The 25314-nt window shown below is 72.9% G+C and carries 22 protein-coding genes; 15 read left to right on the forward strand and 7 right to left on the reverse strand.

Features of this window, described 5'->3' with window-relative positions; translation table 11 throughout:
- The first annotated feature begins 157 nt into the window (after window positions 1-157).
- From GPA10_RS17710 to GPA10_RS17735, 6 genes are all read left to right on the forward strand, one after another.
- Window positions 158-991 carry a tryptophan 2,3-dioxygenase family protein gene (locus tag GPA10_RS17710; protein WP_157166375.1) on the forward strand — a complete coding sequence of 278 codons (834 nt, stop codon included), beginning with the start codon at window positions 158-160 and terminating at the stop codon, window positions 989-991.
- Entirely contained in the window at window positions 984-2249 is a 1266-nt protein-coding gene (gene kynU / locus GPA10_RS17715; protein ID WP_198351633.1) for a kynureninase, read from the forward strand. The genes GPA10_RS17710 and kynU overlap by 8 nt, the downstream gene beginning before the upstream one ends.
- A gap of 147 nt (window positions 2250-2396) precedes the next feature.
- Window positions 2397-3383 carry an alpha/beta hydrolase gene (locus GPA10_RS17720; RefSeq protein WP_157166376.1) on the forward strand — a complete coding sequence of 329 codons (987 nt, stop codon included), beginning with the start codon at window positions 2397-2399 and terminating at the stop codon, window positions 3381-3383.
- A gap of 475 nt (window positions 3384-3858) precedes the next feature.
- Window positions 3859-5328 carry a sensor histidine kinase gene (locus GPA10_RS17725; protein WP_343041030.1) on the forward strand — a complete coding sequence of 490 codons (1470 nt, stop codon included), beginning with the start codon at window positions 3859-3861 and terminating at the stop codon, window positions 5326-5328.
- A complete protein-coding gene (locus GPA10_RS17730; protein WP_157166377.1) occupies window positions 5325-6005 on the forward strand; it encodes a response regulator in 681 nt (226 codons plus the stop codon). The genes GPA10_RS17725 and GPA10_RS17730 overlap by 4 nt, the downstream gene beginning before the upstream one ends.
- Window positions 6006-6062: 57 nt before the next feature.
- Entirely contained in the window at window positions 6063-7283 is a 1221-nt protein-coding gene (locus tag GPA10_RS17735) for a cytochrome P450 (protein ID WP_157166378.1), read from the forward strand.
- A 145-nt stretch (window positions 7284-7428) separates the two neighbouring features.
- Here the strand turns inward: GPA10_RS17735 and GPA10_RS17740 are convergent, their stop codons facing one another.
- On the reverse strand, window positions 7429-8328 hold the full coding sequence (locus GPA10_RS17740; protein WP_343041031.1) for a diacylglycerol kinase: 900 nt from the start codon (window positions 8326-8328) through the stop codon (window positions 7429-7431).
- 174 nt (window positions 8329-8502) lie between these two features.
- Here GPA10_RS17740 and GPA10_RS17745 point away from each other — a divergent pair, with 174 nt between their 5' ends.
- Window positions 8503-9786 carry an adenylosuccinate synthase gene (locus GPA10_RS17745; protein ID WP_058852403.1) on the forward strand — a complete coding sequence of 428 codons (1284 nt, stop codon included), beginning with the start codon at window positions 8503-8505 and terminating at the stop codon, window positions 9784-9786.
- On the opposite strand, the gene GPA10_RS17750 is transcribed toward GPA10_RS17745, so the two are convergent.
- The 3 genes from GPA10_RS17750 to GPA10_RS17760 form a co-directional block, all read right to left on the reverse strand.
- Window positions 9779-11389, reverse strand: a complete 1611-nt coding sequence (locus GPA10_RS17750) for a substrate-binding domain-containing protein (protein WP_343041032.1) — start codon at window positions 11387-11389, stop codon at window positions 9779-9781. The genes GPA10_RS17745 and GPA10_RS17750 overlap by 8 nt on opposite strands.
- A gap of 106 nt (window positions 11390-11495) precedes the next feature.
- On the reverse strand, window positions 11496-13406 hold the full coding sequence (locus GPA10_RS17755; RefSeq protein WP_157166379.1) for a serine/threonine-protein kinase: 1911 nt from the start codon (window positions 13404-13406) through the stop codon (window positions 11496-11498).
- A gap of 110 nt (window positions 13407-13516) precedes the next feature.
- Window positions 13517-14095, reverse strand: coding sequence for a GNAT family N-acetyltransferase (locus GPA10_RS17760; protein ID WP_157166380.1), 579 nt, complete (start codon window positions 14093-14095; stop codon window positions 13517-13519).
- 28 nt (window positions 14096-14123) lie between these two features.
- On the opposite strand from GPA10_RS17760, the gene GPA10_RS17765 reads away from it, so the two are divergent.
- The 4 genes from GPA10_RS17765 to tgmC all read left to right on the forward strand — a co-directional run bounded on the left by GPA10_RS17765 (window position 14124) and on the right by tgmC (window position 17450).
- Window positions 14124-15338 (forward strand): helix-turn-helix domain-containing protein, encoded by a 1215-nt coding sequence (locus GPA10_RS17765; RefSeq protein WP_343041033.1) that lies wholly within the window; start codon window positions 14124-14126, stop codon window positions 15336-15338.
- A 122-nt stretch (window positions 15339-15460) separates the two neighbouring features.
- Complete coding sequence (locus GPA10_RS17770; RefSeq protein ID WP_246259353.1) at window positions 15461-15976, forward strand: hypothetical protein; 516 nt, start codon at window positions 15461-15463, stop codon at window positions 15974-15976.
- Window positions 15973-16158 carry a hypothetical protein gene (locus tag GPA10_RS17775; RefSeq protein ID WP_157166382.1) on the forward strand — a complete coding sequence of 62 codons (186 nt, stop codon included), beginning with the start codon at window positions 15973-15975 and terminating at the stop codon, window positions 16156-16158. Before GPA10_RS17770 ends, GPA10_RS17775 begins: the two co-directional genes overlap by 4 nt.
- 161 nt (window positions 16159-16319) lie before the next feature.
- Window positions 16320-17450 carry an ATP-grasp peptide maturase system methyltransferase gene (gene tgmC, locus GPA10_RS17780; RefSeq protein ID WP_157166383.1) on the forward strand — a complete coding sequence of 377 codons (1131 nt, stop codon included), beginning with the start codon at window positions 16320-16322 and terminating at the stop codon, window positions 17448-17450.
- 74 nt (window positions 17451-17524) lie between these two features.
- Here the strand turns inward: tgmC and GPA10_RS17785 are convergent, their stop codons facing one another.
- Complete coding sequence (locus GPA10_RS17785) at window positions 17525-18007, reverse strand: MarR family winged helix-turn-helix transcriptional regulator (RefSeq protein WP_343041034.1); 483 nt, start codon at window positions 18005-18007, stop codon at window positions 17525-17527.
- Window positions 18004-18609, reverse strand: a complete 606-nt coding sequence (locus GPA10_RS17790) for a DJ-1/PfpI family protein (RefSeq protein WP_058852397.1) — start codon at window positions 18607-18609, stop codon at window positions 18004-18006. The genes GPA10_RS17785 and GPA10_RS17790 overlap by 4 nt, the downstream gene beginning before the upstream one ends.
- Before the next feature lie 169 nt (window positions 18610-18778).
- Between GPA10_RS17790 and GPA10_RS17795 the strand changes: the two genes are divergently transcribed.
- The 4 genes from GPA10_RS17795 to GPA10_RS17810 all read left to right on the forward strand — a co-directional run bounded on the left by GPA10_RS17795 (window position 18779) and on the right by GPA10_RS17810 (window position 24298).
- Entirely contained in the window at window positions 18779-20137 is a 1359-nt protein-coding gene (locus tag GPA10_RS17795; RefSeq protein ID WP_157166384.1) for an aspartate aminotransferase family protein, read from the forward strand.
- A gap of 205 nt (window positions 20138-20342) precedes the next feature.
- Window positions 20343-21131: a GntR family transcriptional regulator gene (locus GPA10_RS17800; RefSeq protein WP_157166385.1), complete on the forward strand. Its 789-nt coding sequence runs from the start codon at window positions 20343-20345 to the stop codon at window positions 21129-21131.
- A complete protein-coding gene (locus GPA10_RS17805; protein ID WP_157166386.1) occupies window positions 21128-23548 on the forward strand; it encodes a dolichyl-phosphate beta-glucosyltransferase in 2421 nt (806 codons plus the stop codon). The genes GPA10_RS17800 and GPA10_RS17805 overlap by 4 nt, the downstream gene beginning before the upstream one ends.
- A gap of 99 nt (window positions 23549-23647) precedes the next feature.
- The gene (locus GPA10_RS17810; protein ID WP_058852393.1) at window positions 23648-24298 is read left to right on the forward strand and encodes a hypothetical protein; all 651 of its coding nucleotides are present in this window, start codon (window positions 23648-23650) and stop codon (window positions 24296-24298) included.
- A 32-nt stretch (window positions 24299-24330) separates the two neighbouring features.
- Here the strand turns inward: GPA10_RS17810 and GPA10_RS17815 are convergent, their stop codons facing one another.
- On the reverse strand, window positions 24331-25119 hold the full coding sequence (locus tag GPA10_RS17815; RefSeq protein ID WP_157166387.1) for an SLATT domain-containing protein: 789 nt from the start codon (window positions 25117-25119) through the stop codon (window positions 24331-24333).
- Between the last annotated feature and the right edge of the window lie 195 nt (window positions 25120-25314).

Raw genomic sequence — 25314 nt, forward strand, 5'->3', positions numbered from 1 at the left:
CGCGGGACCGCGTACGACCTGCCTGGACACCCTGTGTGACCAGGCAGGTCTTGCCGTTTCCGGGGATGTTGCGGAGGATGCCGGTGGGGACCGGGGCCCCCGTGCCGGTACCGGCAGGGGCGGACCGCTACCCGGAGTACGCATCTAGGAGACAGCGATGTCCGACGAGGCGCACGAGGCGCAAGACAGCCCGAACCTCGACTTCGCAGGCACCACCCCGTACGAGGACTACGTACAGGCGGATGTGCTCACCCACCTCCAGCATCTGCGCTCGAACGACCCGGGCGAGATGGTCTTCCTGGTCACCACCCAGGTCATGGAGCTGTGGTTCACGGTCATCGTGCACGAGTGGGAGACCGCGGCGCGCGCGCTGCGCGAGGACGACGTGCCGGTCGCCGTCGCCGCCCTGAAGCGTTCGGTGCGCGAGCTGGAGGCGCTGAACCACTCGTGGAGGCCGCTCGGGCAGCTCACCCCGGCACAGTTCAACTCCTACCGCGGCGCCCTCGGTGAGGGCTCCGGCTTCCAGTCGGCGATGTACCGCCGCATGGAGTTCCTGCTCGGCGACAAGTCGGCGTCCATGCTGGTGCCGCACCGCGGCGCCCCGCGCGTCCACGCCGAACTGGAGAAGGCGCTCCAGGAGCCCTGCCTGTACGACGAGGTGCTCCGGCTCCTCGCGCGCCGCGGCCACGCCGTGCCCGCCGCCGTCCTGGAGCGCGACGTCTCCCTCAGGTATGAGCCGTCGCCCGAGGTCGAGGCGGTCTGGACGGCCCTGTACAGCGGGGACCAGGACGACGAACTCGCCCGTCTCGGCGAGGCGTTGACCGACGTCGGCGAGCTGGTGTGGCGCTGGCGCAACGACCATCTCGTCGCCACCCGCCGCGCCATGGGCTCCAAGACCGGCACCGGCGGCTCCGCCGGTGTCGCGTGGCTGGAGAAACGGGCCGCGAAGAACGTGTTCCCCGAGCTGTGGACGGCGCGCAGCCATGTCTGAGACGAGGGCGAACATGCGGAACGACATGCAGGCCAGGGCCAAGGAACTGGACGCCGCGGACGAACTCGCCGCCAAGCGGGCCGAGTTCGTCCTCGACGACACCGTCTATCTGGACGGCAACTCGCTGGGCGCGCTGCCCGTGCACGTCCAGGATCGCGTCGCCGACGTCATCGGCCGGCAGTGGGGTTCGCTGCGCATCCGGTCCTGGGACGAGAGCGGCTGGTGGACCGCGCCCGAGCGGATCGGTGACCGTATCGCCCCGCTGATCGGTGCCGCCCCGGGGCAGGTCGTCGTCGCGGACTCCACCAGCGTCAACATCTTCAAGGCGCTGGTGGCGGCGGTACGCATGATCCAGGACGGGCCCGGGGACGGGGCGGGGGCGGCCGTGCGCGACGAGATCGTCGTCGACGCCACGACCTTCCCCACCGACGGCTACATCGCCGGGTCCGCGGCCCGCCTCACCGGCTGCCGGATCGTCCCCGCCGACCCCGCGGACGTACCTGGCCTCCTCGGCCCGCGCACCGCCGCCGTCCTGCTCAACCACGCCGACTACCGGGCGGGCAGGCTGCACGACCTGCCGGGCCTGACCGCGGCCGTCCACGCGGCGGGCGCGCTCGTCGTGTGGGACCTGTGCCACACCGCCGGTGCGCTGCCCGTCGGCCTCGACGAGCACGGCGTGGACCTGGCGGTCGGCTGCACCTACAAGTTCCTGAACGGCGGGCCCGGTTCGCCCGCCTTCCTGTACGTGCGCCGGGAGCTCCAGGAACGCTTCGACTCGCCGCTGCCCGGGTGGAACTCGCACGCCGAGCCGTTCGGGATGCGGCCCGGGTACGAACCCGCCGCCGACATCGTCCGGGGCCGGGTCGGCACCCCCGACATCCTGTCGCTGCTCGCCCTCGACGCGGCGCTCGACGTCTGGGAGGGGGTGTCGATGACGGCGGTGCGCGCCAAGTCCCTCGCCCTGACGGACTTCTTCCTGGAGTGCGTCGAGGCGTATGTGCCCGCGGGCCGCGTCGAGTCGATCACGCCCGCCGCGCACGCCGAGCGGAGCAGTCAGGTCGCGCTGCGCTGCCCCGGCGCCGAAGGCGTGATGAAGCGGCTGATCGAGCAGGGTGTGGTCGGCGACTTCCGGCCGCCGGACGTGCTGCGCTTCGGGTTCACGCCGCTGTATCTGACGTTCGCGGACGCGGAGCGGGCGGCCAGGGTGCTTGCCAGGACCCTGGCCGGGACTCCGGATGGGGAGTCGGCACCCGCCTGACCGGGCGCCGTGCGGGCGGGGCCTGGTACCGTCCGGCAGAATTGGATCAAGGCATGAACGTCCGTCGGACCCCGGTCGGTTGTCACCGGGTCCGGCGGACCGCCGTCGGCGGCCGGGCGCACCGGCCGAGTCTGAGAGGGTTGCCGCATGTCGGACGACGCCGCAGTGGCCCGCGATGCCGTCGAGGAAGCAGCCGCGCTCGGGCATCCCGCGGTGCCGCCCGACGCCACCGCCGCGTACGGCGCGCACGCGCAGCAGGTCATCGACTTCTACGCGCCGCGGGATGCGGCGGTCCCGGAGCGGTCCGCGCCGCTCGTCGTGCTGCTGCACGGTGGGGCCTGGCGGGCGCCGTACGACCGGTGGCACGTGTCGCCGCTCGCGGACTTCCTGGCTCGGCGGGGGTTCGCCGTTGCCAACGTCGAGTACCGGTGCGGGGCGGTGGCCGCCCCGGCAGGGACCGTGCCCGCGCAGGCGGCGTCCGTCGAGGCGGCGGGCGGGGCGGTGCCGGGCGGGGGTGGTCCGGTCGCCGGGCGGTGGCCCGAGACCCTCGACGACGTGGCCGCCGCGCTCGACGCGCTGCCCGGCCTCGTCCGCGCGGCCCTGCCGGGCGCCGATCCCGGCCGGATCGTGCTCACCGGGCACTCGGCCGGCGGCCAGCTCGCGCTGTGGGCCGCCGCCCGGCACGTGCTGCCGCCGGGTTCGCCGTGGCGCCTGGAGCGGGCTCCCTCGCTGCGGGGGGTGGTGGCGCTCGCGCCCATCGCGGATCTGCGCACCGCGGACGAGCTGGGGGTGTGCGGGGGCGCGGTGCGCCAGTTCCTGGGTGCCGTCGGCTCCGCCTCCGCCTCCGCCTCCGCCTCCGGTGTGGACGCGGTGGAGGCCCGGTACGCCGAGCGGCTCGCGCACGCGGATCCGGCGGCGCTGGTGCCCACCGGTATCGCGACCACCGTCGTGCAGGGCCGCACGGACATCGTCGTGCCGCCCGCCGTCGCGGACGCGTACGCCGATGCGGCGGCGAAGGCCGGGGAGGTTGTCGGCGTGACGCTGCTGGAGGGGGTCGGGCACTTTCCGTTGATCGATCCTGGGGCGGATGCCTGCGCCGTGGTCGCGGAAGAAATCACGCAGCTCGCCTTCTGACCGCCGGGTCGGCCTCTTCCCCCACCCACCCGCCCTTTTCCCGCGCTGGCGCGCTTGTCCTCAATCGCCGGACGGGCTCGATACTGCGCCGCTGCGCGGAGATTTCCCCACCCGCCCGCCCTTTTCGCCCTTCGGGCGGGGGGATGCAGCCTGTCCGGCGTTTGAGGACGAGCGCGTCAGCGCGACAAGCCGCCGCTACGCGGCGATCTTTTCCCCACCCACCCACCGACCCATCCATCCTTCTCTCCCGCCCGGCGGAAATTCGAGCCCGTCCGGCGTTTGAGGACGAGGCGCGCAGCGCCGATACGGGGTCTGGGGCGGAGCCCCAGGATCGGAGAAGGGGCGGGACTGGGGCGCCCCGCGAGGGCCCGGCCCAAGCCGCACCCGGACCCCCGAGTAGTACCTGCGACGGACCCCCGAGAACCCGTCCCCATGGGGACGCGACCCGCGGCCCCCGGCCCGTACCGTCTAGAACGTGACCGAGAAAACCCGCAGTCCGGAGTTCGCCCTCGCGCAGAACGCCCTCCAGGGCCTGCGCGAGGACCTCTTCCACGGCGCCCTCGCCTACCGCCCGCTGCCCGCGCTCAAGCCCGACGCGCCACTGCTCCACTGGATCCCCGCCCGCCTGCGCAGGTACGTGCAGTGGACGCCCCACGCGGTGGTCCTGGGCATGGCGCTGCTGACGCTGGCCGTCGCGTACACGGGGTCGTCCCCGGGGTTCGGGGGCGCCCGCGACCTGGCCCACCTCCTGATCGCGGCGGCCCCCGCGGGCACGGTGGCGCTGACCCTGGTGCGGCCGGTGCTCGCCTGGTGGCTGTCCCTGGCGCTGACCCCCGTCATGGTGGTCCTGGCCGGCAGCGGCGACTACCCGTGGTCGGCGGGCTCCTTCGTCGGCCACACCGCGGTGATGATGGTGGTGGCGGCCCGCACCCGCCCCCGCACGGCGGCCTGGACCTGGACGCTCACGGCCCTGTACGCGATCCTCGCGGAGGGCGCGGGCACCGGCTACAGCTCCAACAGCGGCCCCCTCGTCGTCCTCAACGGCATCGCCGTCGCCCTGGTCACCCTCGTGAGCCTCAACCGCAGCACCCGCCGTGAGGTCGTCGCGGAGCGCACCGTCACCGCCGTCGAGCGGGACAAGCGCACGCTCCTGGAGGAGCGCACCACCATCGCCCGCGAGTTGCACGACGTGGTCGCCCACCACATGTCCGTGGTCGCCATCCAGGCGGAGGCCGCCCCGTACCGGGTGGAGAACCCGCCGCCGGAGCTGGAGCAGGCCTTCGCGACGATCCGGGAGAACGCCGTGATCGCCCTGACCGAGCTGCGCCGCGTACTCGGTGTCGTACGGGCGGAGGACTACGAGGCCCCGGACGCGCCCCAGCCCACCCTCGCCGACATCGAGCGGCTGCTCGACAACGTGCGCGACACCGGTCTGAGCGTGGAGAAGGTCGTCACCGGCGCGGTGCGCGAGCTGCCGCAGGGCGTGGAGCTGTCGGCGTACCGCATCATCCAGGAGGCGCTCAGCAACAGCCTGCGGCACGCGCCGGGCGCCACGGCCCGCGTGGAGATCGGCTACGTCCTCGGCGGGCTCGGGCTGCGCGTCGTGAACGGGCCCGCCACGGGGCGCGTCCAGCCGTCGCCGGGCGCCGGGCACGGCATCACGGGCATGCGGGAGCGGGTCACGATGCTGGACGGCGAGATGACGGCGGAGGCCACCGCGGACGGCGGGTACGAGGTGACGGTGTTCCTGCCGGTACCGCTCGGCACGCCGGAGCCCCCGGCGGCAGCAGCCGCGGGCGTGCCCCCGGCCCGGTCGGCGCGGGGCGCGCAGGACACCACCGCCGTCCTCTCCCTGGACACGTCTCTGGACACGTCCTTGGACAAGTCCTCGGACACGTCCCTGGACAAGCCCCTGGACAAGCCCGCCGGAGGCGATCGCGCATGAGCCGCACCATCCGTGTCCTGATCGCCGACGACCAGATGATGGTCCGCGAGGGCTTCTCCGTGCTGCTCAACGCGATGCCGGACATCGAGGTCGTCGGCGAGGCCGTCAACGGCAGGGAGGCCGTGCAGCGGGTGCGCGAGCACGCCCCCGACGTCGTCCTGATGGACATCCGCATGCCCGAGCTGAACGGCATCGAGGCCACCCGGGAGATCGTCGCGGACGCCCTGGTGGAGACGAAGGTGCTCGTCCTGACGACGTTCGACCTGGACGAGTACGTGTACCAGGCGCTGCGCGCGGGCGCCTCCGGCTTCCTGCTCAAGGACGCCTCCGCGCGGCAGCTCGCCGACGGCGTGCGCGTGGTGGCCGCCGGTGAGGCCCTGCTCGCGCCGTCCGTGACCCGCCGCCTGATCACGGAGTTCTCGAAGCTGTCGGACAATCCGCGGCTCGCGGCATCCGCGCAGGCCCAGGCGCAGTACGGGGAGCTGACCGAGCGCGAGACGGAGGTCCTCGTCCTCATCGCGCAGGGCCTGTCGAACGCGGAGATCGCCTCGCGCCTCGTCGTCGCCGAGTCCACCATCAAGACGCACGTCAGCCGGGTCCTGGTGAAGCTCGGCCTGCGCGACCGCACCCAGGCCGCCGTCTTCGCGTACGAGGTCCGGCTGGTCACGCCGGGCTGACCGCGCCTCCGGTCGAGGGCCTGTTCAGGGCCGTGGCGGCGGGGCTAACGTCCCCCCATGGAACCCCTCGTGGACGCCTCCTTCGACCCCTGGTCGCCCGCGTTCGTGGCGGACCCCTACCCCGCCTTCGCCGCGCTGCGCGCCGCGGGCCGCGTGCACCACTACGAGCCGAGCGACCAGTACCTGGTCCCGCACCACGCGGACGTCGCGGCCCTGCTCCGCGACCGGCGCCTCGGCCGCACCTATCTGCACCGCTTCGGCCACGAGGAGTTCGGCCGCCAGGCGCCGCCGCCCGAGCACGAGCCGTTCCACGTACTGAACGACAACGGCATGCTCGACCTGGAGGCCCCCGCGCACACCCGCATCCGCCGCCTGGTGGCGAAGGCGTTCACGCCGCGCACGGTGGAGCGGCTGCGCCCGTACGTGGAGGGGGTCGCGGACGATCTCGTACGGGGGCTCGTCGCGGACGGCGGCGGGGACCTGGTGGCGCGGGTCGCGGAGCCGCTGCCCGTCGCCGTGATCGCCGAGATGCTGGGCATCCCCGAGGCGGACAGGGCGCTGCTGCGGCCCTGGTCGGCGGACATCTGCGGGATGTACGAGCTGAACCCGGGCGAGGCGACGGCGGCGCGGGCGGTGCGCGCGTCCGTGGAGTTCTCCGCGTATCTGCGGGAGCTGATCGCCCGGCGGCGCGAGGAGCCCGGTGAGGACCTCGTCAGCGGTCTCGTCGCCGTCCACGACCAGGGCGACTCGCTGAGCGAACAAGAGATGATCTCCACCTGTGTGCTGCTCCTGAACGCCGGGCACGAGGCCACCGTCAACGCCACCGCGAACGGGTGGGCCGCCCTCTTCGCGCATTCGGACCAGCTCGCCGCGCTGCGCGCCGAACCGGAGCGGCTGCTGCCCACGGCCGTGGAGGAACTGCTGCGCTTCGACACGCCGTTGCAGCTCTTCGAGCGGTGGGTGCTCGACGACATCGAGATCGGCGGTACGCCCGTCCCGCGCGGCAGCGAGGTGGCGCTCCTCTTCGGCTCCGCCAACCGGGACCCGGCCGCTTTCACCGGCCCCGACACCCTGGACCTCGCCCGCGCCGACAACCCGCACATCTCCTTCAGCGCGGGCATCCACTACTGCATCGGCGCGCCGCTGGCCCGCATCGAACTCGCCGCCTCGCTCGCCGCGCTGCTGCGCCGGGCGCCGGGGCTGCGGCTCGCCGCGGAGCCGCGCCGGCGGCCGAACTTCGTGATGCGGGGCCTTGAGGAGCTGCTCGTCTCCTGCTGAAGCGCGGCCCGCCCGCTGGGCACCGTCTCGCCGGGACGCCCGCCTTCTTCGAGTCCGCGCAGGAGGAACTGGCCGGGACGACGACCCGCCGGCGCACGGGCCGGGCGGAACCTCCTCGACACCGAGAACACCGGGAGCCGACGCCTCAGCGCGGCAGCGTCAGCCGCCACGCCTGCGCCCTGACCTGCCACGTACGGCTCCGTACCGGGCCCGTGACCAGCGTGTCCGCGCGGTAGCGGAAGTCGGGCCCGGACACCGTGACCGAGCGGGCGCGGGCCCGCACCGGTGCGATCTGGGCGCCGACGGACGCGGGCAGGACCTCCACCCGGGCGAATCCGCCGCCGCCCGGACGCACGTACACGCCCTCCACGGGCTGGTCGAGGTCCACGAGCGTCACCCCGTCCGCCTCCACGCGCAGCCGGGAAGGGCCGGCCGGCGCCGCCCGCGAGGGCCGCACGCCCAGGGTGCGGACCAGGGACTGGCAGGTCCGCAGCCACGGATGCCGCTCCCCGGCCCCGCCGCCGCCCGCACTGCCGCCCGCGTGGCCCGTGTCGCCGCCCGCGCCCGTCCCGGCGCCGCCCCCGGCGTCCCGGCCGTCCCCGCCGGGGCCCACCGGCGGAATGCGGACGTCACCGAGCACCACGCCGTCCCGGTCGTCCACGATCAGATCGAGCCGCCGGGGCGCCCCCTCCAGGACCGCCCGCGCCGCCGCGACCGCGCCGGCCGGAACGCCGAGCTCCCGCGCGAGCCGGACGGCGGCGGCCGCCTGGCCCACGGGAACGACGGACAGGACGGCGGAACCCAGGACGCGCTCCCGGTGCAGGGCGCTCACCGCACGCAGCAGCGCCCGGTCGTCCCCGACCACGACCGGCCGTCTCGCTCCCCTCCTGACCAGCGCTTTCGTGAATTCCTCGGGCCCTTCGGGCAGGCACAGCTTGACTCCCGCGCCCGCGCCAAGCACGTCCTTGGCGATGCGTACGGACTCCCCGTCCGTACGCCGGGCGACCGGGTCGATGACCACCAGAAGCTGGTCGCGAGCCGACACGTGCGCCCTTTCTTTAGTCCTCGGGTAGCATCTTTGTGCAAGAGCCCCTTGCGCTATTGCGCCAGGGGCTTCGTCTATTCCGGGGCAACCAAGGCTCACCCACACCGGCGGCAGACGGCCTCCGGCTGCGGCCCCCGACCTTGGACATGCCCCGCCCGGAAGGGGTGTACGCCTGTGCCCGCACTCGTGCTGCTCGGTGCTCAGTGGGGTGACGAAGGCAAGGGAAAGGCCACCGACCTGCTCGGTGGATCCGTGGACTATGTGGTGCGTTACCAGGGCGGCAACAATGCCGGCCACACGGTCGTCGTAGGCGACCAGAAGTACGCGCTGCATCTCCTCCCTTCCGGGATCCTCTCGCCGGACTGTGTCCCGGTCATCGGCAACGGTGTCGTCGTCGACCCGTCGGTCCTGCTCTCCGAGCTGAGCGGTCTGAACGAGCGCGGCGTCGACACGTCGAAGCTTCTGATCAGCGGCAACGCGCACATCATCACGCCGTACAACGTGACGGTCGACAAGGTGGGCGAGCGCTTCCTCGGCAAGCGGAAGATCGGCACCACGGGCCGGGGCATCGGCCCGACCTACGCCGACAAGATCAACCGCACCGGCATCCGCGTCCAGGACCTCTACGACGAGTCGATCCTGAAGCAGAAGGTCGAAGCGGCCCTGGAGCAGAAGAACCAGCTCCTGACCAAGGTGTTCAACCGCCGCGCCATCGAGGCCGAGCAGATCGTCGAGCAGCTCTTGGAGCACGGCGAGAACATCAAGAGCTACGTGGCCGACACCACGCTGATCCTCAACGACGCGCTCGACGAGGACAAGGTCGTCCTGTTCGAGGGCGGCCAGGGCACGCTCCTGGACGTGGACCACGGCACGTACCCCTTCGTCACCTCGTCCAACCCGACCGCCGGCGGCGCCTGCACCGGCACCGGCGTGGGCCCGACGAAGATCAGCCGCGTCATCGGCATCCTGAAGGCGTACACCACGCGCGTCGGCGCGGGCCCGTTCCCGACGGAGCTCTTCGACGACGACGGCGAGGCGCTGCGCACCATCGGCGGCGAGCGCGGTGTCACCACGGGACGGGACCGCCGCTGCGGCTGGTTCGACGCCCCGATCGCCCGCTACGCCACCCGTGTGAACGGCCTGACGGACTTCTTCCTCACCAAGCTCGACGTCCTCACCGGCTGGGAGCAGATCCCGGTCTGTGTCGCGTACGAGATCGACGGCAAGCGCGTCGAGGAGCTCCCGTACAACCAGACGGACTTCCACCACGCGAAGCCGGTCTACGAGATGCTTCCCGGCTGGTCCGAGGACATCACGAAGGCCAAGACCTTCGAGGACCTGCCGAAGAACGCGCAGGGCTATGTGAAGGCCCTGGAGGAGATGTCCGGCGCGCCGATCTCCGCGATCGGCGTGGGTCCCGGCCGGGACGAGACGATCGAGATCAACTCGTTCATCTAGAGGCAGCGGTAGCGGCAGCGGTAGCCGTTGCCGCGGGCTGGTCCGTGCTCCGGGCTCCCGGTTCGTCCGGGAGCTCGGCGCATGCCTTCAGGCCCTCCGACGCGGAGCACGGCAGGTGGCCGTGGATGCGGATCACGTCCAGGCCGCTGCGGCGCGCGTACGTCAGGAACTGCGAGGCCAGCGAGTCCGCGGGCGGTGAGCCGTAGGTGTAGGCGTACTCGATCTCGCGGAGCGGGTACCGGCGGTTCGCGAGGCTGTCCGCGGACGCCGCGTGGCCGTCGAGGGACAGCCGGTGCAGGCCGTCGAGGTCCTCGGCGGCCCGCAGCTCGCTGTAGCCGATCCCGCCGGGGACCTCGCTGACGGTGTCAAGGACCTGCTCGGTGGAGTCGAGTTCGCAGCGGATCACCGGGTCCCGCGCGTTGTCCTTGTGCACGCAGTCCGCGGACGACGGCTCGATCTCGCGGACGCCGCCGAGCACCCGCCGCCGCAGGGTCTCGTAGGTGCCCGAGCTGGAGTTGCGGCTGATCAGGGAGACGTCCAGGTCGGGTCCGCCGAGCTGCTTCCAGTTGCGGATCTTGCCGCGGTACAGCCGCCGTACATCCGTCAGGGACAGATTCTTCAGCCGTACGCGTTCGTTGACGACGAGGGCGTATGCCGAGATCGCGACCCGGTTCTCGATCAGGCGCGGATAGGCGTCCGACTTGGGGCCGTCGGACAGGGCGATCATCGGGGGCGACTTCTTGTGCTTCCGCGCGTACCGGGCGCCCTCCCGGTTCAGCTCCCTGATGCCCGCCGTGCTGCCGTGCGCGGAGACCGTGATGGACGCGCCGGGGCAGTCGTCCTCGTACTTCTCCTTCAGCTCCTCGACTACGGGCCGGAAAGCCGTGGAGCCGACGACGGTCAGCTCGCCCGACGCGCACTCGATCGGGGTCGAGTCGTCCACGTCGGCCAGGATCAGCGAGGCGAGCGTGACGACGCCGACCGTCAGGAGCGCCGTCAGGACCTTCGCGGGCCTGCTGAACAGCGGCGGCTTGTCGTCGGGCGTCGTGGACCGGTTCGGCTGCACCGCGCCCGCCTGGAGACCGCCGGAGACGATCACCTCACTGCCGACGGCGCCGCCGGTGAGCAGCACGAGCAGCTTGAAGTGCTGGCCGCGGTCCAGGGGCACCCGCGGTATGAACACGGTCGCACCCTCGTACCGCAGCCCCGCGGCCGGGGTGAAGTGCTCCATCAGATGGTCGGCGCCCGCCTGCGCGGTCACGGCGAGGCCGCGCACGGTGCGGTCCGTGAACACGGCCGTGAGGCCGTGCAGCGCGCGGCCCGTGTAGTCGGTGTCGGAGACGAACTGCGAGCCGTCGTTCTCCACCCGCAGCAGCACCAGCGTCGCGTCCGACATCTCCGGCGTCTCGTCGAACAGGCCGAGGCGCGCGTTCGCCCCGCCGGTACGGACGTTGTCGCCGATCGCGGTGTCCATCTGCACGCGGTAGCCGATGCGCTTGCGGCGCGGCACCCGGCGCTCGTACCAGATCGCTCCGACGGTGGCGAACAGCCCGAGCGCGGCGGTGGCGACGGCGACGGCGTTCTCGGGGTTCAACCATTCCACGCCCGCACGCTACGGAGCCGACCCGGTGTGCGGAACGTGCGGGCCGGGGACTTCCGCCTTCCGTACCCGGACGTTCGCTCCCGGTTCAACTTGCCCACTGGAGGGATCAGTTCGCCTTGGTGTACGTCAACTCGCCGCTGCCGTCGTTGTTGGCGCGGCGCAGTTCGCCGCTCGGCAGGATGGTGACCTCGCTGGGCTTGCCCGGTTCGCACGTCTTCGGCGGCCCCACGGTGACGTCCGTGGCGCCGATGCCGATCCGGTCCTCTCCCGCGGACTCCAAAGTCCCCTGGAACACGCAGTGATAGGTGCCGCCCCCGGCCAGCGGCCCGTCCGCGGTCATCGACAGGACGGTGTCGCCGACCTCGCCCTGCTGGATCGTCAGCCGCCGGGTGCTCACTCCCGCGTCGCCACTGAGGGTGCCGTCCCAGGTGCCGAGGAACTTGTCGGGGACGGTGCCCTGGCCGGAGGTGGGGGAGGGGGACGGGGAGGGCGTCGTACCGGACGACGACTCGTTGCCGCCGCTGTCCGACGGCGTCCCGTCCGACTTCGACGCGCTGCTCCTCTTGTCGTCCGCGCTCGCCTTCGGGTCGCCGTCGTCGTTCTTCATGGTGGCGTACACGGTGCCGCCCGCGCCGAGGGCCACTATCAGGGCGACGGCGACGAGCAGCGCTGTGGAGCGGGCGCTGCGGCGCGGGGGTTCGCCCGGGGGCGGGCCGTAAGGGGGAGTGGAGCCGTAGGGCGGGGTGGAGCCGTGGCCGGGGGTCTGGTGCTGGGGGTAGCCGTAGGCGGGGGCTTGGTGCTGGGGGTGGCCGTACCCGTACCCGTTCGCTGGTGACTGCTGTGGTGGGTAGCCGTAGGCGGCGGGTGCGGGCGTGGATATGGGGGTGGGGGCCGGGGGCCGGCCGCCGACCATGGTGGGGAGGTGGTTGACGGGGGCGTGGCCGGGGGTGCCGGGTGGGGGTGGGGTGCCCTCGGCTGCCGGGGAGCCGCTCTGCGGGGCTTGCGCGGGCGGCGTCTGAGGGGCGGCCGGAGGGGCCGGTGCCTCGGCGGGTGGCGGCGGGGCAACCGGAGTGTGGCCCGGGGCCTCGCCCTCGGGGTCCTCGGTGTCGAGCAACTGCACGGCCTGCCGCCCGAGCTGCGCGACCAGGGTGCCGGGGAGCCACGGCTCCAGGGACTTCCCTTCGAAGAGGGTGTCCTCGGCCCCGGTCCGGGCGCGTATCTCGTCGAGGGAGGGCCGGTCGCCGGGCGCCTTGGTGAGACAGGCCCCCACCAGCTCCCGCAGGGACTCGGACAGCCCGCCGAGGTCGGGCTCCTCCTCCGCGATTCGGAACATCAGGGCGTGCACGCCGCTGTTGGCGGTCCCGAAGGGCAGGGTGCCGGAGGCCGCGTACGCGAGGACGGAGCCGAGGCAGAAGACGTCGCAGGCCTCGGTGACCCGGTCGCCGCGGACCTGCTCGGGCGCCATGAAGCCGGGCGAGCCGACGAGCGCGCCGGTACGGGTGAGGCCGCCGTCGGTGACGGTCTCCAGGGCGCGGGCGATGCCGAAGTCGATGACGCGGGGCCCGTCGATGGTGACGAGGACGTTCGACGGCTTCAGGTCGCGGTGGATGAGCCCGGCGGCGTGGATGTCCTTGAGGGCGTTGGCGAGGCCGGCGGCGAGGATGTTCACGGACCGCTCGGGGAGCGGGCCGTGGTCGTGCGAGACGACGGTCTGGAGCGTGGGCCCGGCGACGTACCCGGTCGCGACCCAGGGGATCGCGGCCTCCGTGTCCGCGTCGAGGACCGGCGCGGTCCACGCGCCGCCGACGCGCCGCGCCGCTCCGACCTCCTGCCGGAACCGCCCCCGGAACTCGTCCTGCGCCGCCAGCTCCTCCCGCACGAGCTTGACCGCGACGGTCCGCCCGCGTTCCGAACGGGCCAGGTACACCTGCCCCATACCGCCCGCACCGAGCCGCCCGAGCAGCCGATAGGCACCGATCCGCTGCGGATCCCCCGGCCCGAGTCTCTCCACGCCCATCGACGCCGCCTCCCCCTGTTTCCAGCCATGTCACGCGGCCACTCTCCGTACACCGCTGTGCGACAGACCGAGGATAGTGCCGTGGTGGCGGGGGTTGCGCGGGGTTACGTCTACGGTTGCGTAACGGCGGGGTTCGGCCCACTCGGCCAGCGGGCCAGGACCATCGCACACAGGACGGGTGCGCCTGCGAACGGCTGCGCTTCGCCCACGGACGCGTAGCCCCAGCTCTCGTAGAGGGCCCGGACCTTCGCATGCTCCTTGTGTACGAGAAGCGTCACCCGCTCCTCCGGGCGTCCGCGCAGCAACTCGTCGTGGATGAGCCGCGATGCGCCGGTGCCGCGCCATGGCGAACGGACCATCAGCTCCGACAGGGCGAATGTCCGTGTGCCCGTCTCCTCCATGAACTCTGTGTGCAGGGCGGGTTCGACCTTGCCCCACCAGGTTGTCGCGGGGCCGAGCGGCGCGCCGTAGGCATAGCCGACGGGCTCTGCTCGGGCGTGGGCGACGACGCACGCGAAGCCTTCCTTGCCGGACCAGCTGTCGACGAACCTGGCGAAGACATCCCTGGGGGCGAGGGGGTCGTCGGTGCCCTCGTACACCTCGTCGTGGACGTCGAGGAGGAGTTCGCGGATTCCGGCCGCTTGGGCTTGGCCGTAGTGCCGAAGGCTCAGTTCGGGGTGCGTGGTCATGTGTGTCCTCCCTGGGTACGGTGGCCGCGTGGCGAACGAGGGTCTGGCACGGAGTCTGCGCCGCTTGCGCCGTCTGGCGTCTCTCACGCAGGAAGAACTGGCCGAGCGTTCCGGGGTGTCGGTCGACGTCGTCCGGCAGCTCGAACAGCGGCGCAAGCACTCGGCGCGCCTGCCCACGCTGCACGCGTTGGCGAACGGTCTCGGGGTGGAGCTGACCACGCTGCTCGGGGACCCGCCGGCGGTTTCCTCCGGGGGTGAGAACGACGGGCCGCGCTTCGTGGCGATGCGGCGGGCGGTCATGCCCGCGCTCGGGGCGCCGGACCCGCTGCCGCCGGGGCCGGGGTTCTCCGTCGGCCACCTGCGGGAGCAGATCGCCGACGGGTGGTCGAAGTACCACGCCGCCGAGTTCGACCCGGTCCTGAAGGCACTTCCGGGCCTCCTCACGGACGCGCGTTCCGCCACCGTCCCGGAGCGCGAGGCCGACCGGGCGGCCGGGTTCGCCGCCCTGGCCAAGGCGCTGCAGCTCTCCGGCCACGTCGCGGTCCGCCTCGGCAAGACGGATCTGGCTCTGATCGCCCTGGAGCGGGCGGCCGATGCCGCCGGGCACTCCGGCGACCCCCTGCTGCCGCCCATGATCGCCAACTCCGTCGCCTGGACGTACCAGCGGCAAGGACGCCTGGAGGACGCGCTGAACATCGCCCTGCGCGCCGCAGACGACATCGGGCTCGGCGGCCACACCGACACCGCGGACGGACTGAAGGTCTGGGGCGCGCTGACCATGTCCGCCGCCACATCGGCCGCACGCAGCAACGAGTACGAGCGGGCAGCCGAGTTGATGGCGGCGGCGGAGAAGGAAGCCGCCCGGGTGGCCTCGCTCCCCGCGGGCGGCGACAGCCGCATGGTCAGCGTCTTCAGCCCGTCGTCGGTACGCATCGAACGCGTCCGCCTCGCCGTCCAGTACGGGCACCCCGAGGAGGCCCTCGACCTGGCCAAGGGCATACGCCTGAGCAAGGACACCCCGCCGTCGTGGCGGACGTGGCTTCTCCTGGACGTGGCCAGGGCACACACGGACCTCGGGGACGCGGCCGGAGCGGTGAGGACCTTGGAGTCCCTGCGCCGCGCGGCCCCGACGTGGATGCGGCACCACGTCCTGGCCGTGGCCATCGTCCGGGACCTGTGGGCGCTGCCCAACCACCCTGCGGGGCTGCGGGCGTTGGCGGACTTCCTCGGCGTCGGTGACTAGCGTCGCGAAAGTAGGACGTTACGTCCCTGTCACTGTGCGTGACAGGGCGATTGCATGAGTCGGACAGCGCCTCGGCGGCCGTGTGACGGCTCCGGGGCACCGCCCGACGACAAGGAACCGACATGGCCGGAAGTGCCGTTACCCGCACGGGACCGGGAAGCAGGGAACCGGGGGGCGCCCCGGGCCGGGAAGCCGTCGTCGACTGGTTCGCCGGAGCCCACCCCGTCCCGCGCCAGGCCCACGCCGAGTGGGCGAACTGCGGCGTCGCGCTGCTGCCGCTCGGCGGGCGTTTCGACGCCCTCCGCGTCACCGGCCGACTCATCCACTCCGCGGTGGGCAGCGGCCGACAGGAGAACGTCGGGCAAGCCCTGACGGACTGGCTGCACGGCCCCGTCATCCGCGACAGCCGTACCGGCAGCGGCCAGTACCACGTGCTCGTCGCGCCGGACGCCGAGTGGCAGGGCGACGCCGTCCGGCTCGGCGCGGGCACCTACCTGGCCGTACCGCGCGTCGGCAAGCAGGTGTCGCCCGTGACGCGCTGGGTTGTACAGCCGCAGCGCCGCGGCCGGTTGTGCGACCCCTCGCACTTGGCCGCGCTGCTCGCCACGGCCGAACCCCTGGCAGAGATCGAGTCATGACCGGCGCAGACCCGACCGCCGCGCGCGCCGACGAACTCGCCCGGATCTACCGGGCCCACCTCGTGGCCTGCCCGCGCCGACACGTCGGCCTCCTCGCCGACTGCGTGACCGGCGTCCGACTGAAGCGCGCCCTGCTCGCTGCCCGGACCGCCGAGAGGGAGGCGGCCCTGTGCGCGATGTGACCGAGCCCCGGCGGAACTTCGTCGAGCCGGGCGAGATCGACGGAGCGGTGAGCCACAGCGCGCACCTGTTCCGACCTCGGTTCGGGCTGAGCTCGAAGACGCGGCCGGGCTGCCGATCACGACCGCGATCGCCGACCTGTTGGAGAACGGAGCGGGCCACGATGACTGACCCCACGCCCTCGGAGCGCCTGCGATCCGGTCTCGTACGGGACCTGGTCAGGAGCGGTGCGCTGCGCAGCCCCCGATGGGAGGCGGCCGTCAAGTCCGTGCCGCGCGAGGCGTTCCTCGGACGCGGCTGGTTCGAGTACGACGGTGGTGGCTGGTACCGGCCCGTTCCCGGCGACTCCGCTTCCGGACTCGCGCGGATCTACCAGGACGACACCCTCGTGACACAGGTCGCCGGGGCCGTCTTCCCCGACCAGGTCGAGGGCCGCATCGCCGCCGCGCCCTCGTCGTCGTCCACCCTGCCGGGGCTGGTCGTGCGGATGCTCGAAGATCTGCGGGTGACTGAGGGGGCGCGCGTTCTGGAGATCGGCACGGGCACGGGCTACTCGACGGCACTGCTGTGCGAGGTCGCCGGCGAGGACAACGTGACCACGGTCGAGGCCGACGCGGAGGTGTCCGCCCGCGCCGGTATCGCGCTCGCGGGCACCGGGCATCGGCCCGCGCGCCGCGTGGTCGGTGACGGCCTGGCGGGATACGAGGAGGGCGGCCCGTACGACCGCGTGATCGCCACCTGCGGCGTGCACACCGTGCCGCACGAGTGGCTCGCGCAGACCCGGCCCGGCGGCGAGGTCCTGGTCACGGTCGGCGGGTGGATGCACGCGTCCGAACTCGTGCGGCTCACCGTCGCCGACGACGGCACCGCGAGCGGCCCGGTCCTCGGCGGCCAGGTCTCGTTCATGCCGGCCCGCCCGCACCTCGCGCCGCCGCTGGGGATGCTGCCGGACACCAGCGAGGGCGACGCGGTGCCTACGCCGCTCGGAGCGGACGTGCTCGACGACTGGACGGCCCGGTTCGTCGCCCAGTTCGCCGCGTCACGGGCACAGCGGCTGACACTGGGACGGGACGGGGACGGCCGGACCGAACACGTAGTGATCGACGTGGACGCCGCGTGCTGGGCCGTCGTCTTCAAGGACGGCGGGCGATGGATGGTCCGGCAGGGCGGCGCGGTGCCTCTGTGGGATCGGATCGCGGAGCGCGTCACGCAGTGGCGGACGGACGGTCGGCCGACGGCCGAGCGTATGCGGCTGCACGTCGGACCCGACGGACAGCGACTCACCTGGGCGTAGCCACGAGCCAATACCTCAGCTCACCTCGCCGCACCTCACCTCGCCTGCCCTCTACGGATCAAGTCGCCCGCCCTCTACGGATCAAGCGAATCGATCGGCCCCAGCTCCGTCAAGGCCTCGGACAGCCGCTCCAGCACCCGCGCGGTCCGCGCGAACTCCTCCGCCCCCAGCGCCTCCCGGAGCCGCGCGGCCACCTCCGCGTGGCCGGGTTCGATCCTCGCCACGGCCGCCCGGCCCGCCTCCGTGGGCCGCAGCAGCTTGGCGCGGCGGTGGGCCGGGTTCGGGGCGTACTCGGCCAGGCCCCGGCACACCAGGAGGTCCGCCACGCGCTGCACGCTCTGGCGGGTGATGCCCATGGCGCGGGCGATCCCCGCGACCGGCAGCGGCTCCCGCAGGACCGCGCCGAGCACCTGCCACCACGCGGCAGTCAGCCCGGCGGGCGCGGCCAGTTCCTCCGAGACGGAGAGGAACTGGCCGTTCAGGCGGAAGACGGTGAGGGCGGTGCGGGAGAGCAGGTCCTGCGCGGCGTCGCCCGAGGCCCCGTCCGCCACGCTCACGACGCCAGCGTCTCGTACGCCGTCGCGTCCGAGTCGTGGAACAGGCGATACCACGCATCCAGCTTCTCGCCCTCGAACGCCCCCATCCGCTTGAGGACTTCGCGTGCGAACGCGACCGGCTCCGTCGGACCCGCCGTGATCAGGTCGCCGTCGGTGACCGCGTCGGTCTCGACGTACCGGGCCGCGCCCGCGTATCCCGTCGCGTCCAGGTACATCGACACCGCGCTCGTGTGCGCCCGGTCGTCGAGCAGGCCCTCGCGGGCGAGCCCCGCCGTGGCCCCGCAGATCGCGGCCACCGGCACGCCCGCGTCGAGGAAGGCGCGCGCCGTGCGGGCGAAGGGGGCGAGCGAGTCGCCCGTGTCCCACAGGTCGCCGCCCGGCAGGATCAGCAACCCGCTGTCCTCGGGGCGCAGCTCGTCGAGCGTCAGGTCGGGCTGGATGCGTACGCCGCCGACCGTGGTGACGGGCTCGCGCGTCGCCGCGACGGTACGGACCTCGTGGCCCGCGCGGGCCAGGTACGCGGTGGCGTAGCCCGTCTCCCAGTCGGCGAGGGCGTCGTACACGGCGAGATGTACGGCGGGGGTGGCGCTGTTGCTGCTCATCCGGGTCTCCACTCGGGGGTGCGCGACGTGGTGAGGTATGTGAGCATGCTGTCATTGTGGCAGCATGCTGTCAAGAGAGCCCGCGAGCGACAGACTGTCGCGTTCCCGGCGAGGGGGCAGACAGGACGCCCATGTCCCGTCCACCCCGTGGACATCTACCCTCGGCCGCATGACCCCTCAGCCAGACCCGCAGCTCGGCGCAGCCGTATCCGCGGCGGATCGCGCCCATGTGTTCCACTCCTGGTCCGCCCAGGAACTCATCGCCCCGCTCGCCGTCGCCGGCGCGGAAGGCTCGTACTTCTGGGACTACGAGGGCAACCGGTACCTCGACTTCACCAGCGGACTCGTCTACACGAACATCGGCTACCAGCACCCGAAGGTCGTCGCCGCGATCCAGGAGCAGGCCGCGACGATGACGACGTTCGCGCCCGCCTTCGCCCTGGAGGCCAGGAGCGAGGCCGCCCGGCTCATCGCCGAGCGCACCCCCGGCGACCTGGACAAGATCTTCTTCACCAACGGCGGCGCCGAGGCCGTCGAGAACGCCACCCGCATGGCCCGGCTGCACACGGGCCGCCCCAAGGTCCTGTCCGCCTACCGCTCGTACCACGGCGGCACCGCGGCCGCCATCAACCTCACCGGCGACCCGCGCCGCTGGCCCTCCGACAACGGCTCGGCCGGTGTCGTGCGCTTCTGGGCGCCGTTCCTGTACCGCTCGCCGTTCCACTCCGAGAACGAGGTGCAGGAGTGCGAGCGGGCCCTCCAGCATCTGGAGGACACCCTGGTCTTCGAAGGGCCCGGCACCATCGCCGCGATCATTCTGGAGACCGTGCCAGGCACCGCCGGGATCATGACGCCGCCGCCCGGCTACCTCGCCGGTGTGCGCGAGCTGTGCGACCGGTACGGGATCGTCTTCGTCCTGGACGAGGTCATGGCGGGCTTCGGGCGTACCGGCGCCTGGTTCGCCGTGGACCACTTCGACGGGGTCGTGCCCGACCTGATGACCTTCGCCAAGGGCGTCAACTCCGGATATGTGCCGCTCGGCGGCGTCGCGATCTCCGGTGCCGTCGCGGAGACCTTCGCCAAGCGGCCCTACCCGGGCGGCCTCACCTACTCCGGGCACCCGCTGGCCTGCGCCGCGGCCGTCGCCACCATCAACGCCATGGCGGAGGAGGGCGTCGTCGAGCACGCCGCGCGGATGGGCGCGGACGTCATCGGCCCCGGGCTTCGGGACCTGGCGGAGCGCCACCCGAGCGTGGGCGAGGTCCGCGGGCTCGGCATGTTCTGGGCCCTGGAGCTCGTACGGGACCGGGAGACCCGCGAGCCCCTCGTCCCCTACAACGCGAGCGGCGAGGCCAACGCCCCGATGGCTGCGTTCGCCGCCGCCGCGAAGGAGAACGGGCTCTGGCCCTTCGTGAACATGAACCGCACCCACGTGGTGCCGCCGTGCAACATCTCGGAGGCGGAGGCGAAGGACGGCCTCGCGGCCCTCGACGCGGCCCTGGACGCCGCCGACGCGCACGTGGCCTGACGCGGCGCCGGGGGCGGGTGGGCCCCGCCCCCGGGACCGCGTGACCCCGGTGACGCGGGCCCGCAACCCCGACCGCGTAGTCTGACGTGCCCGTAAGCGACCAGAACACCAGAACAGCCGGTACTCACCAGAACAGCCGTACCCACGGTGTTCGGGACGCCCACGTCAGGCACGTCAGGAAAGACCCAGGGGGAGGCCCACCCGCATGCCCGGACCCGACGGTCCCGCCGTCATCCGCAGCACCCTGCGCCAGCAGATCGCCGACGCCCTGCGCGACGAGATCCTCGCGGGCCGTCTCGTGCCGGGCCAGGAGTTCACGGTGAAGGAGATCGCCGACCAGTACGGCGTCTCGGCCACCCCGGTCCGCGAGGCCCTGGTGAACCTGTCCGCGCTGGGGCTCCTGGACTCCGTGCAGCACCGCGGCTTCCGCGTGCACGAGCACACCCTCGACGACTACCGCGGCATGCTCCAGGCCCGCGGCCTCATCGCGGACGCCATCTTCCGCGACCTGGCCACCACCTCCGCCCACCACGCCGTGCCCGCCGCCGCCTTCGTCTCCGTACGCCGTCGCGGCGAGGAGGCGGCCCGCGCGGCGACGGCCGGCGACCTCACCGTCCTGATCGGGTACGACCTGCGCTTCTGGCGCGAGCTGAGCGCCCTGTTCGGCAACGCCTACCTCTCGGACTTCCTGCACCGGCTGCGCGTGCAGTCCTGGGTCTGCGCCGTCCCCCATCTGCGCCGCGAGACCGAACGCGGCGGCGACCTGCGCGGCCGCCTGTGGTCGCGGCACACCGAACTCGTCGACGCCCTCACCCGGCGCGACGCCGCGCACGCGCACGCCATCGTCGGCGAGTACAACGCCCACTCCCTCGACCTCATCGCCTCCCTGGCCGCGGGGACCGCCGGGGGAGCGGCGGCCGGGCCCTCCGCAGGACCTTCCGCGGGACCGTCCGTAGGCCCCTCCGCGCGACCCTCCGCAGGACCTTCCGCATGACCGCCGTAGACCTGTCCGTCGTGATCCCCGCGTACAACGAGGAAGGCCGCCTCGGCCCCACCCTGGACGCGATCCGCGCCTACCTCGACGGGGAGGCCGCGGGCGCCGCGCAGTGGGAGCTGATCGTCGTCGACGACGGCTCCACCGACCGCACCGCCGACATCGCCGCCGAGGCCGCCGCCCGCGACCCCCGCGTCCAGCTCGTCCGCGGCGGCCGCAACCGCGGCAAGGGGCACGCCCTGCGCCAGGGCGTCCTCGCCTCGTACGGCCGCCGGGTCCTGGTCACCGACGCCGACCTGGCCGCGCCCATCGAGGAACTGCCCGCCCTGGAGAAGGCGCTCGCCGACGGACACGCGGCGGCCGTCGGCTCCCGCGCGCGGCCGGGCGCGACCATAGACGTCCACCAGCACCGCCTGCGCGAGCTCCTCGGCCGCGGCGGCAACTTCCTGATACGCACGGTCGCCGTCCCCGGGATCCGCGACACCCAGTGCGGCTTCAAGCTCTTCGACGGCGACCGTGCCCGCGCGGCGTTCGCCGCGTCCCGGCTCAGCGGCTGGGGCATCGACGTCGAGATCCTGCACCACTTCCGGCGCCAGGGCTGGCCCGTCGCGGAGGTGCCGGTGCGCTGGTCGCACCAGGAGGGCTCCAAGGTCAGGCCCACCGACTACGTCCGGGTCCTCGCCGAGGTCTCCGCCCTGCGGATCCGCTCCCTGCGCCGCGCCGACCTCCTGGCCCTGGCCCTCTTCGTGGCCTTCGCCGCCGTCCTGTACTCGGCCCGCTGGACCTCCCCGGACCACCGCTACCTCCCGCACTCCCTCCAGGACCAGAACCAGTGGGAGTGGTTCTTCGAAGTCACCGCCCACAACGTCGCCCACTTCCAGAACCCGCTCTTCACGGACCTTCAGAACGCCCCCGACGGCGTGAACCTCATGGCCAACACGGTCATGCTCGGCCTGTCCGTGCCGCTCGCGCCCCTCACCTGGGCCCTCGGTCCCGCCGTCAGCCTGAACGTGGCGATGACCCTCGGCCTCGCCGCGACCGCCTTCGCCTGGTACTGGCTGATCGTCCGCAGGCTCGTAAGGCACCGGGGCGCCGCCGCCACCGGCGCGGCCCTCGCCGCGTTCGCGCCCCCGATGATCAGCCACGCGCACGCCCACCCGAACTTCATCGTCCTGTTCATGATCCCGCTGATCGTGGACCGGGCGCTGCGGCTCTGCGAAGGGCAGCGCGTCGTACGGGACGGGGTCGTCCTCGGCCTCTTCGCGACCTACCAGATCTTCCTCGGCGAGGAGCCGCTGCTGCTCGCCGCGATGGGCATGCTGCTCTTCACGGTGGCGTACGCGGTGCTGCGCCGCGATGTCGCACGCGCGGCCTGGCGTCCGCTGGCGCGCGGCACCGGCATCGCCCTCGCGGTCTGTCTGCCGCTGGTGGCCTTCCCGCTGTGGTGGCAGTTCTTCGGTCCGCAGAGCTACAAGAGCGTCCTGCACGGCGACAACGCGGGCAACAGCCCGCTCGCCCTGCTCTCCTTCTCCGAGCGCTCCCTCGCGGGCGACGCCGGCACCGCGGCCTCGCTGTCCATGAACCCCACAGAGCAGAACGCCTTCTATGGCTGGCCGCTCGTCGTCCTCGCGTTCCTGATCGTGGTGTGGCTGTGGCGGCAGGCGGTGGTGCGGGCCCTCGCGTTCACCGCGGTCGCCGCGGCCTTCCTGTCCCTCGGCCCGAAGTTCCGCATTCCGCTGACCGACACGGTCCTCTCCGGGCCGTGGGCGCTGCTCTCCGACAAGCCGCTGTTCGAGTCGGTCATCGAGTCGCGGGTGGCGATGGTGTGCGCGCCCGCCCTCGGGATGCTCGTGGCCCTCGCGGTGGGGCGGCTCGCTGCCCGCGGCGGCGCCCTGCGGTACGCGGGTCTGGGTGCTGTCGCCCTCGCCCTGCTGCCCCTGTTCCCGCTGCCCCTGAAGGCGGTGGACCGCACCGAGGTGCCCTCGTTCATCGCGGACGGCACCTGGAAGGAGTACGTCGACACGGCCGCCGGCGAGACCCTCGTACCGGTGCCGCTGCCCGACCCGGCGGGCGCGGAGGCCCTGCACTGGCAGGCCGTGGCCGACCTGGGCTTCAAGCTTCCCGGCGGCTACTTCAACGGGCCCTGGGGCCCGGACCGCATCGGCATCTACGGCGCCTCGCCGCGCAACACCTCCAACCTGCTGCGCGACATCCGCAACTCCGGCCGCCCGGTGCGGCTCAGCGACGCCTGGCGCCGCGCCGCCCAGGTGGATCTGCGGTACTGGAACGCGGGCGTCCTCGTGCTCGCGCCGCAACCCGGCGACACGGCGCTGCGCACGACGGTCGACGACCTCCTTGGACAGCGCGCAAAGTGGGTAGACGGGGTGTGGATCTGGGACGTGCAGGGGGGAGGCTGAGCGGACCCGGTGCCACTACGCTTCCGCAGCAACACGCACGGTAGCTACTCCGGTAGCCACGTACGAAGCCCTTCACCGACCCGACCCTAGGAGCATTTCTTGGCCTGCGACCTGTGGCTGGTCCCGCTCGTCGACGTGCTGTGTCACAGCGCCGACAACCCCTTCGCCGAAGAACTCGCCGTGTACGACAAGGCGCTCGGCGAGGCCGGGCTGCCGTCGGTGCCCGTCTACGCGTACATGCCGGGCCTGTCCGGCGACGTGGCCCCGGTCGCGGGGTTCGACTACGACGCGCTGCACTTCCTGCGCCGCGCCTACCTCCTGAAGATCTGCGGCCTGGAGGTCACGCCCGTCGACGCGCTCGGCGGCGACTACGAACAGCTCCTGGAGATGTTCGACACGACCGCGCAGCAGTCGCACCTGGTGTGGCACTACGACCACGCCGGCGCGTACGTGCCCGTGGACTTCCCCGCGCCGCTGTCCAACGACGAGCTGCTCGCCGGCGGCGGCCCGCTCGGCTCCTCCCAGGCCCTGCTGCGGGAGCTCGAGTACGTCGCCCCGTCCATCGGCATAGACCCGGCGAACCCCCCGCTGCCCCCGGCCCCGCCCCAGGCCCCCACCACCCTGGAGGAGCCCGCGAACCCGGCCCCTCACGACCCGAGCCCCTTCGCCCGTGAACGCCACGTCTGGCTGGGCCTGCACGCGGCGACGACCCGAAGCCTGGCCCAAGGCTCCATGATCATCTACAGCTGACGGCTGACAGCTGCCTGCCCCCGCAACCGCGGCTATCGCGGCTCAGGAGGCCGCTGCCGAGGCATATTGGGCCGCGCACCGGGCGGCAACGGAAACCGCCCGGGGCCCGGCCCCGCCTCCCGGGGGTGCCCGGAGGCCCCGCCGGGCACGGCACCCTGCATCAGCAGCGGCGCGGCCCCCGCCCGGAACTCCACCATCCAGTCGGCCGTCTCGGCCCGCACGAGCTCCGTCACGTCCTCGGAGAACCTCCGCAGCACCCCGAGACACCGCTCGGCCGCCTCGCTGGCCGTCCCGTCCGTGGGCCCGAGCACCTCCCGCACGCTCTCCGACGCCCAGTCGAACTGGAGCACCTGCAACCGCCGCTGCACGGCCTGCGCGGTGGCCATGTCCCGCATCCAGCCGGAGGTGAGCCCGAAGACCCTGTCGCACCCGACGCACGCCACCCCGGCGAGCAGCGACACATACCCCCAGGGGGCCGCGCCCGCGACGCCGCCCGCGAGGTCGAGCAGCGGAAGGACCCCCGCCCCCACGGCCCCGAGCGCCGCCCCGCCCCGCAGCAGCCGGGCGCCGAGCCGCTTGCGGGCCCGGTCGCGCAGGTACCAGGCCGCCGTGTCCAGGGCCCCGCGCTCCACCCAGCGGTACAGCTCGTCGAGCCGGTCCGCGGGCTCGCCCCAGTCGCCCAGTGGGAACGACCGCCCTGCCAGGTCCCCGGGCAGCGGACCGGGTGGGCGGTCACCGGCGCCGCTCCCTTCCTGGGGCACCCCCTCAGGCTGCATCTCCGGCTGGTGGTGGCTCACCCGGCACTCCCTCGGCTTCCGCATAAGTGACGCAACGTAATGGATGGTGCCTCTGCGCGGCACAAGTCCTACCGCCCAATGGGTGGCTATGCGGCAGTTTTCGCGGCTTTTCCGCCTGGAAGGGGCGCTTGATCAGGTATAGGCGCGCGGGAGATCTCACCCGAACGAGTGGCGGCCGGAGTGCTGGGGCGCGTGCACCCCCGACCACGTAGGCTCGTG

This window comes from Streptomyces typhae (assembly GCF_009755605.1).
Taxonomy (GTDB): Bacteria; Actinomycetota; Actinomycetes; order Streptomycetales; family Streptomycetaceae; genus Streptomyces; species Streptomyces typhae.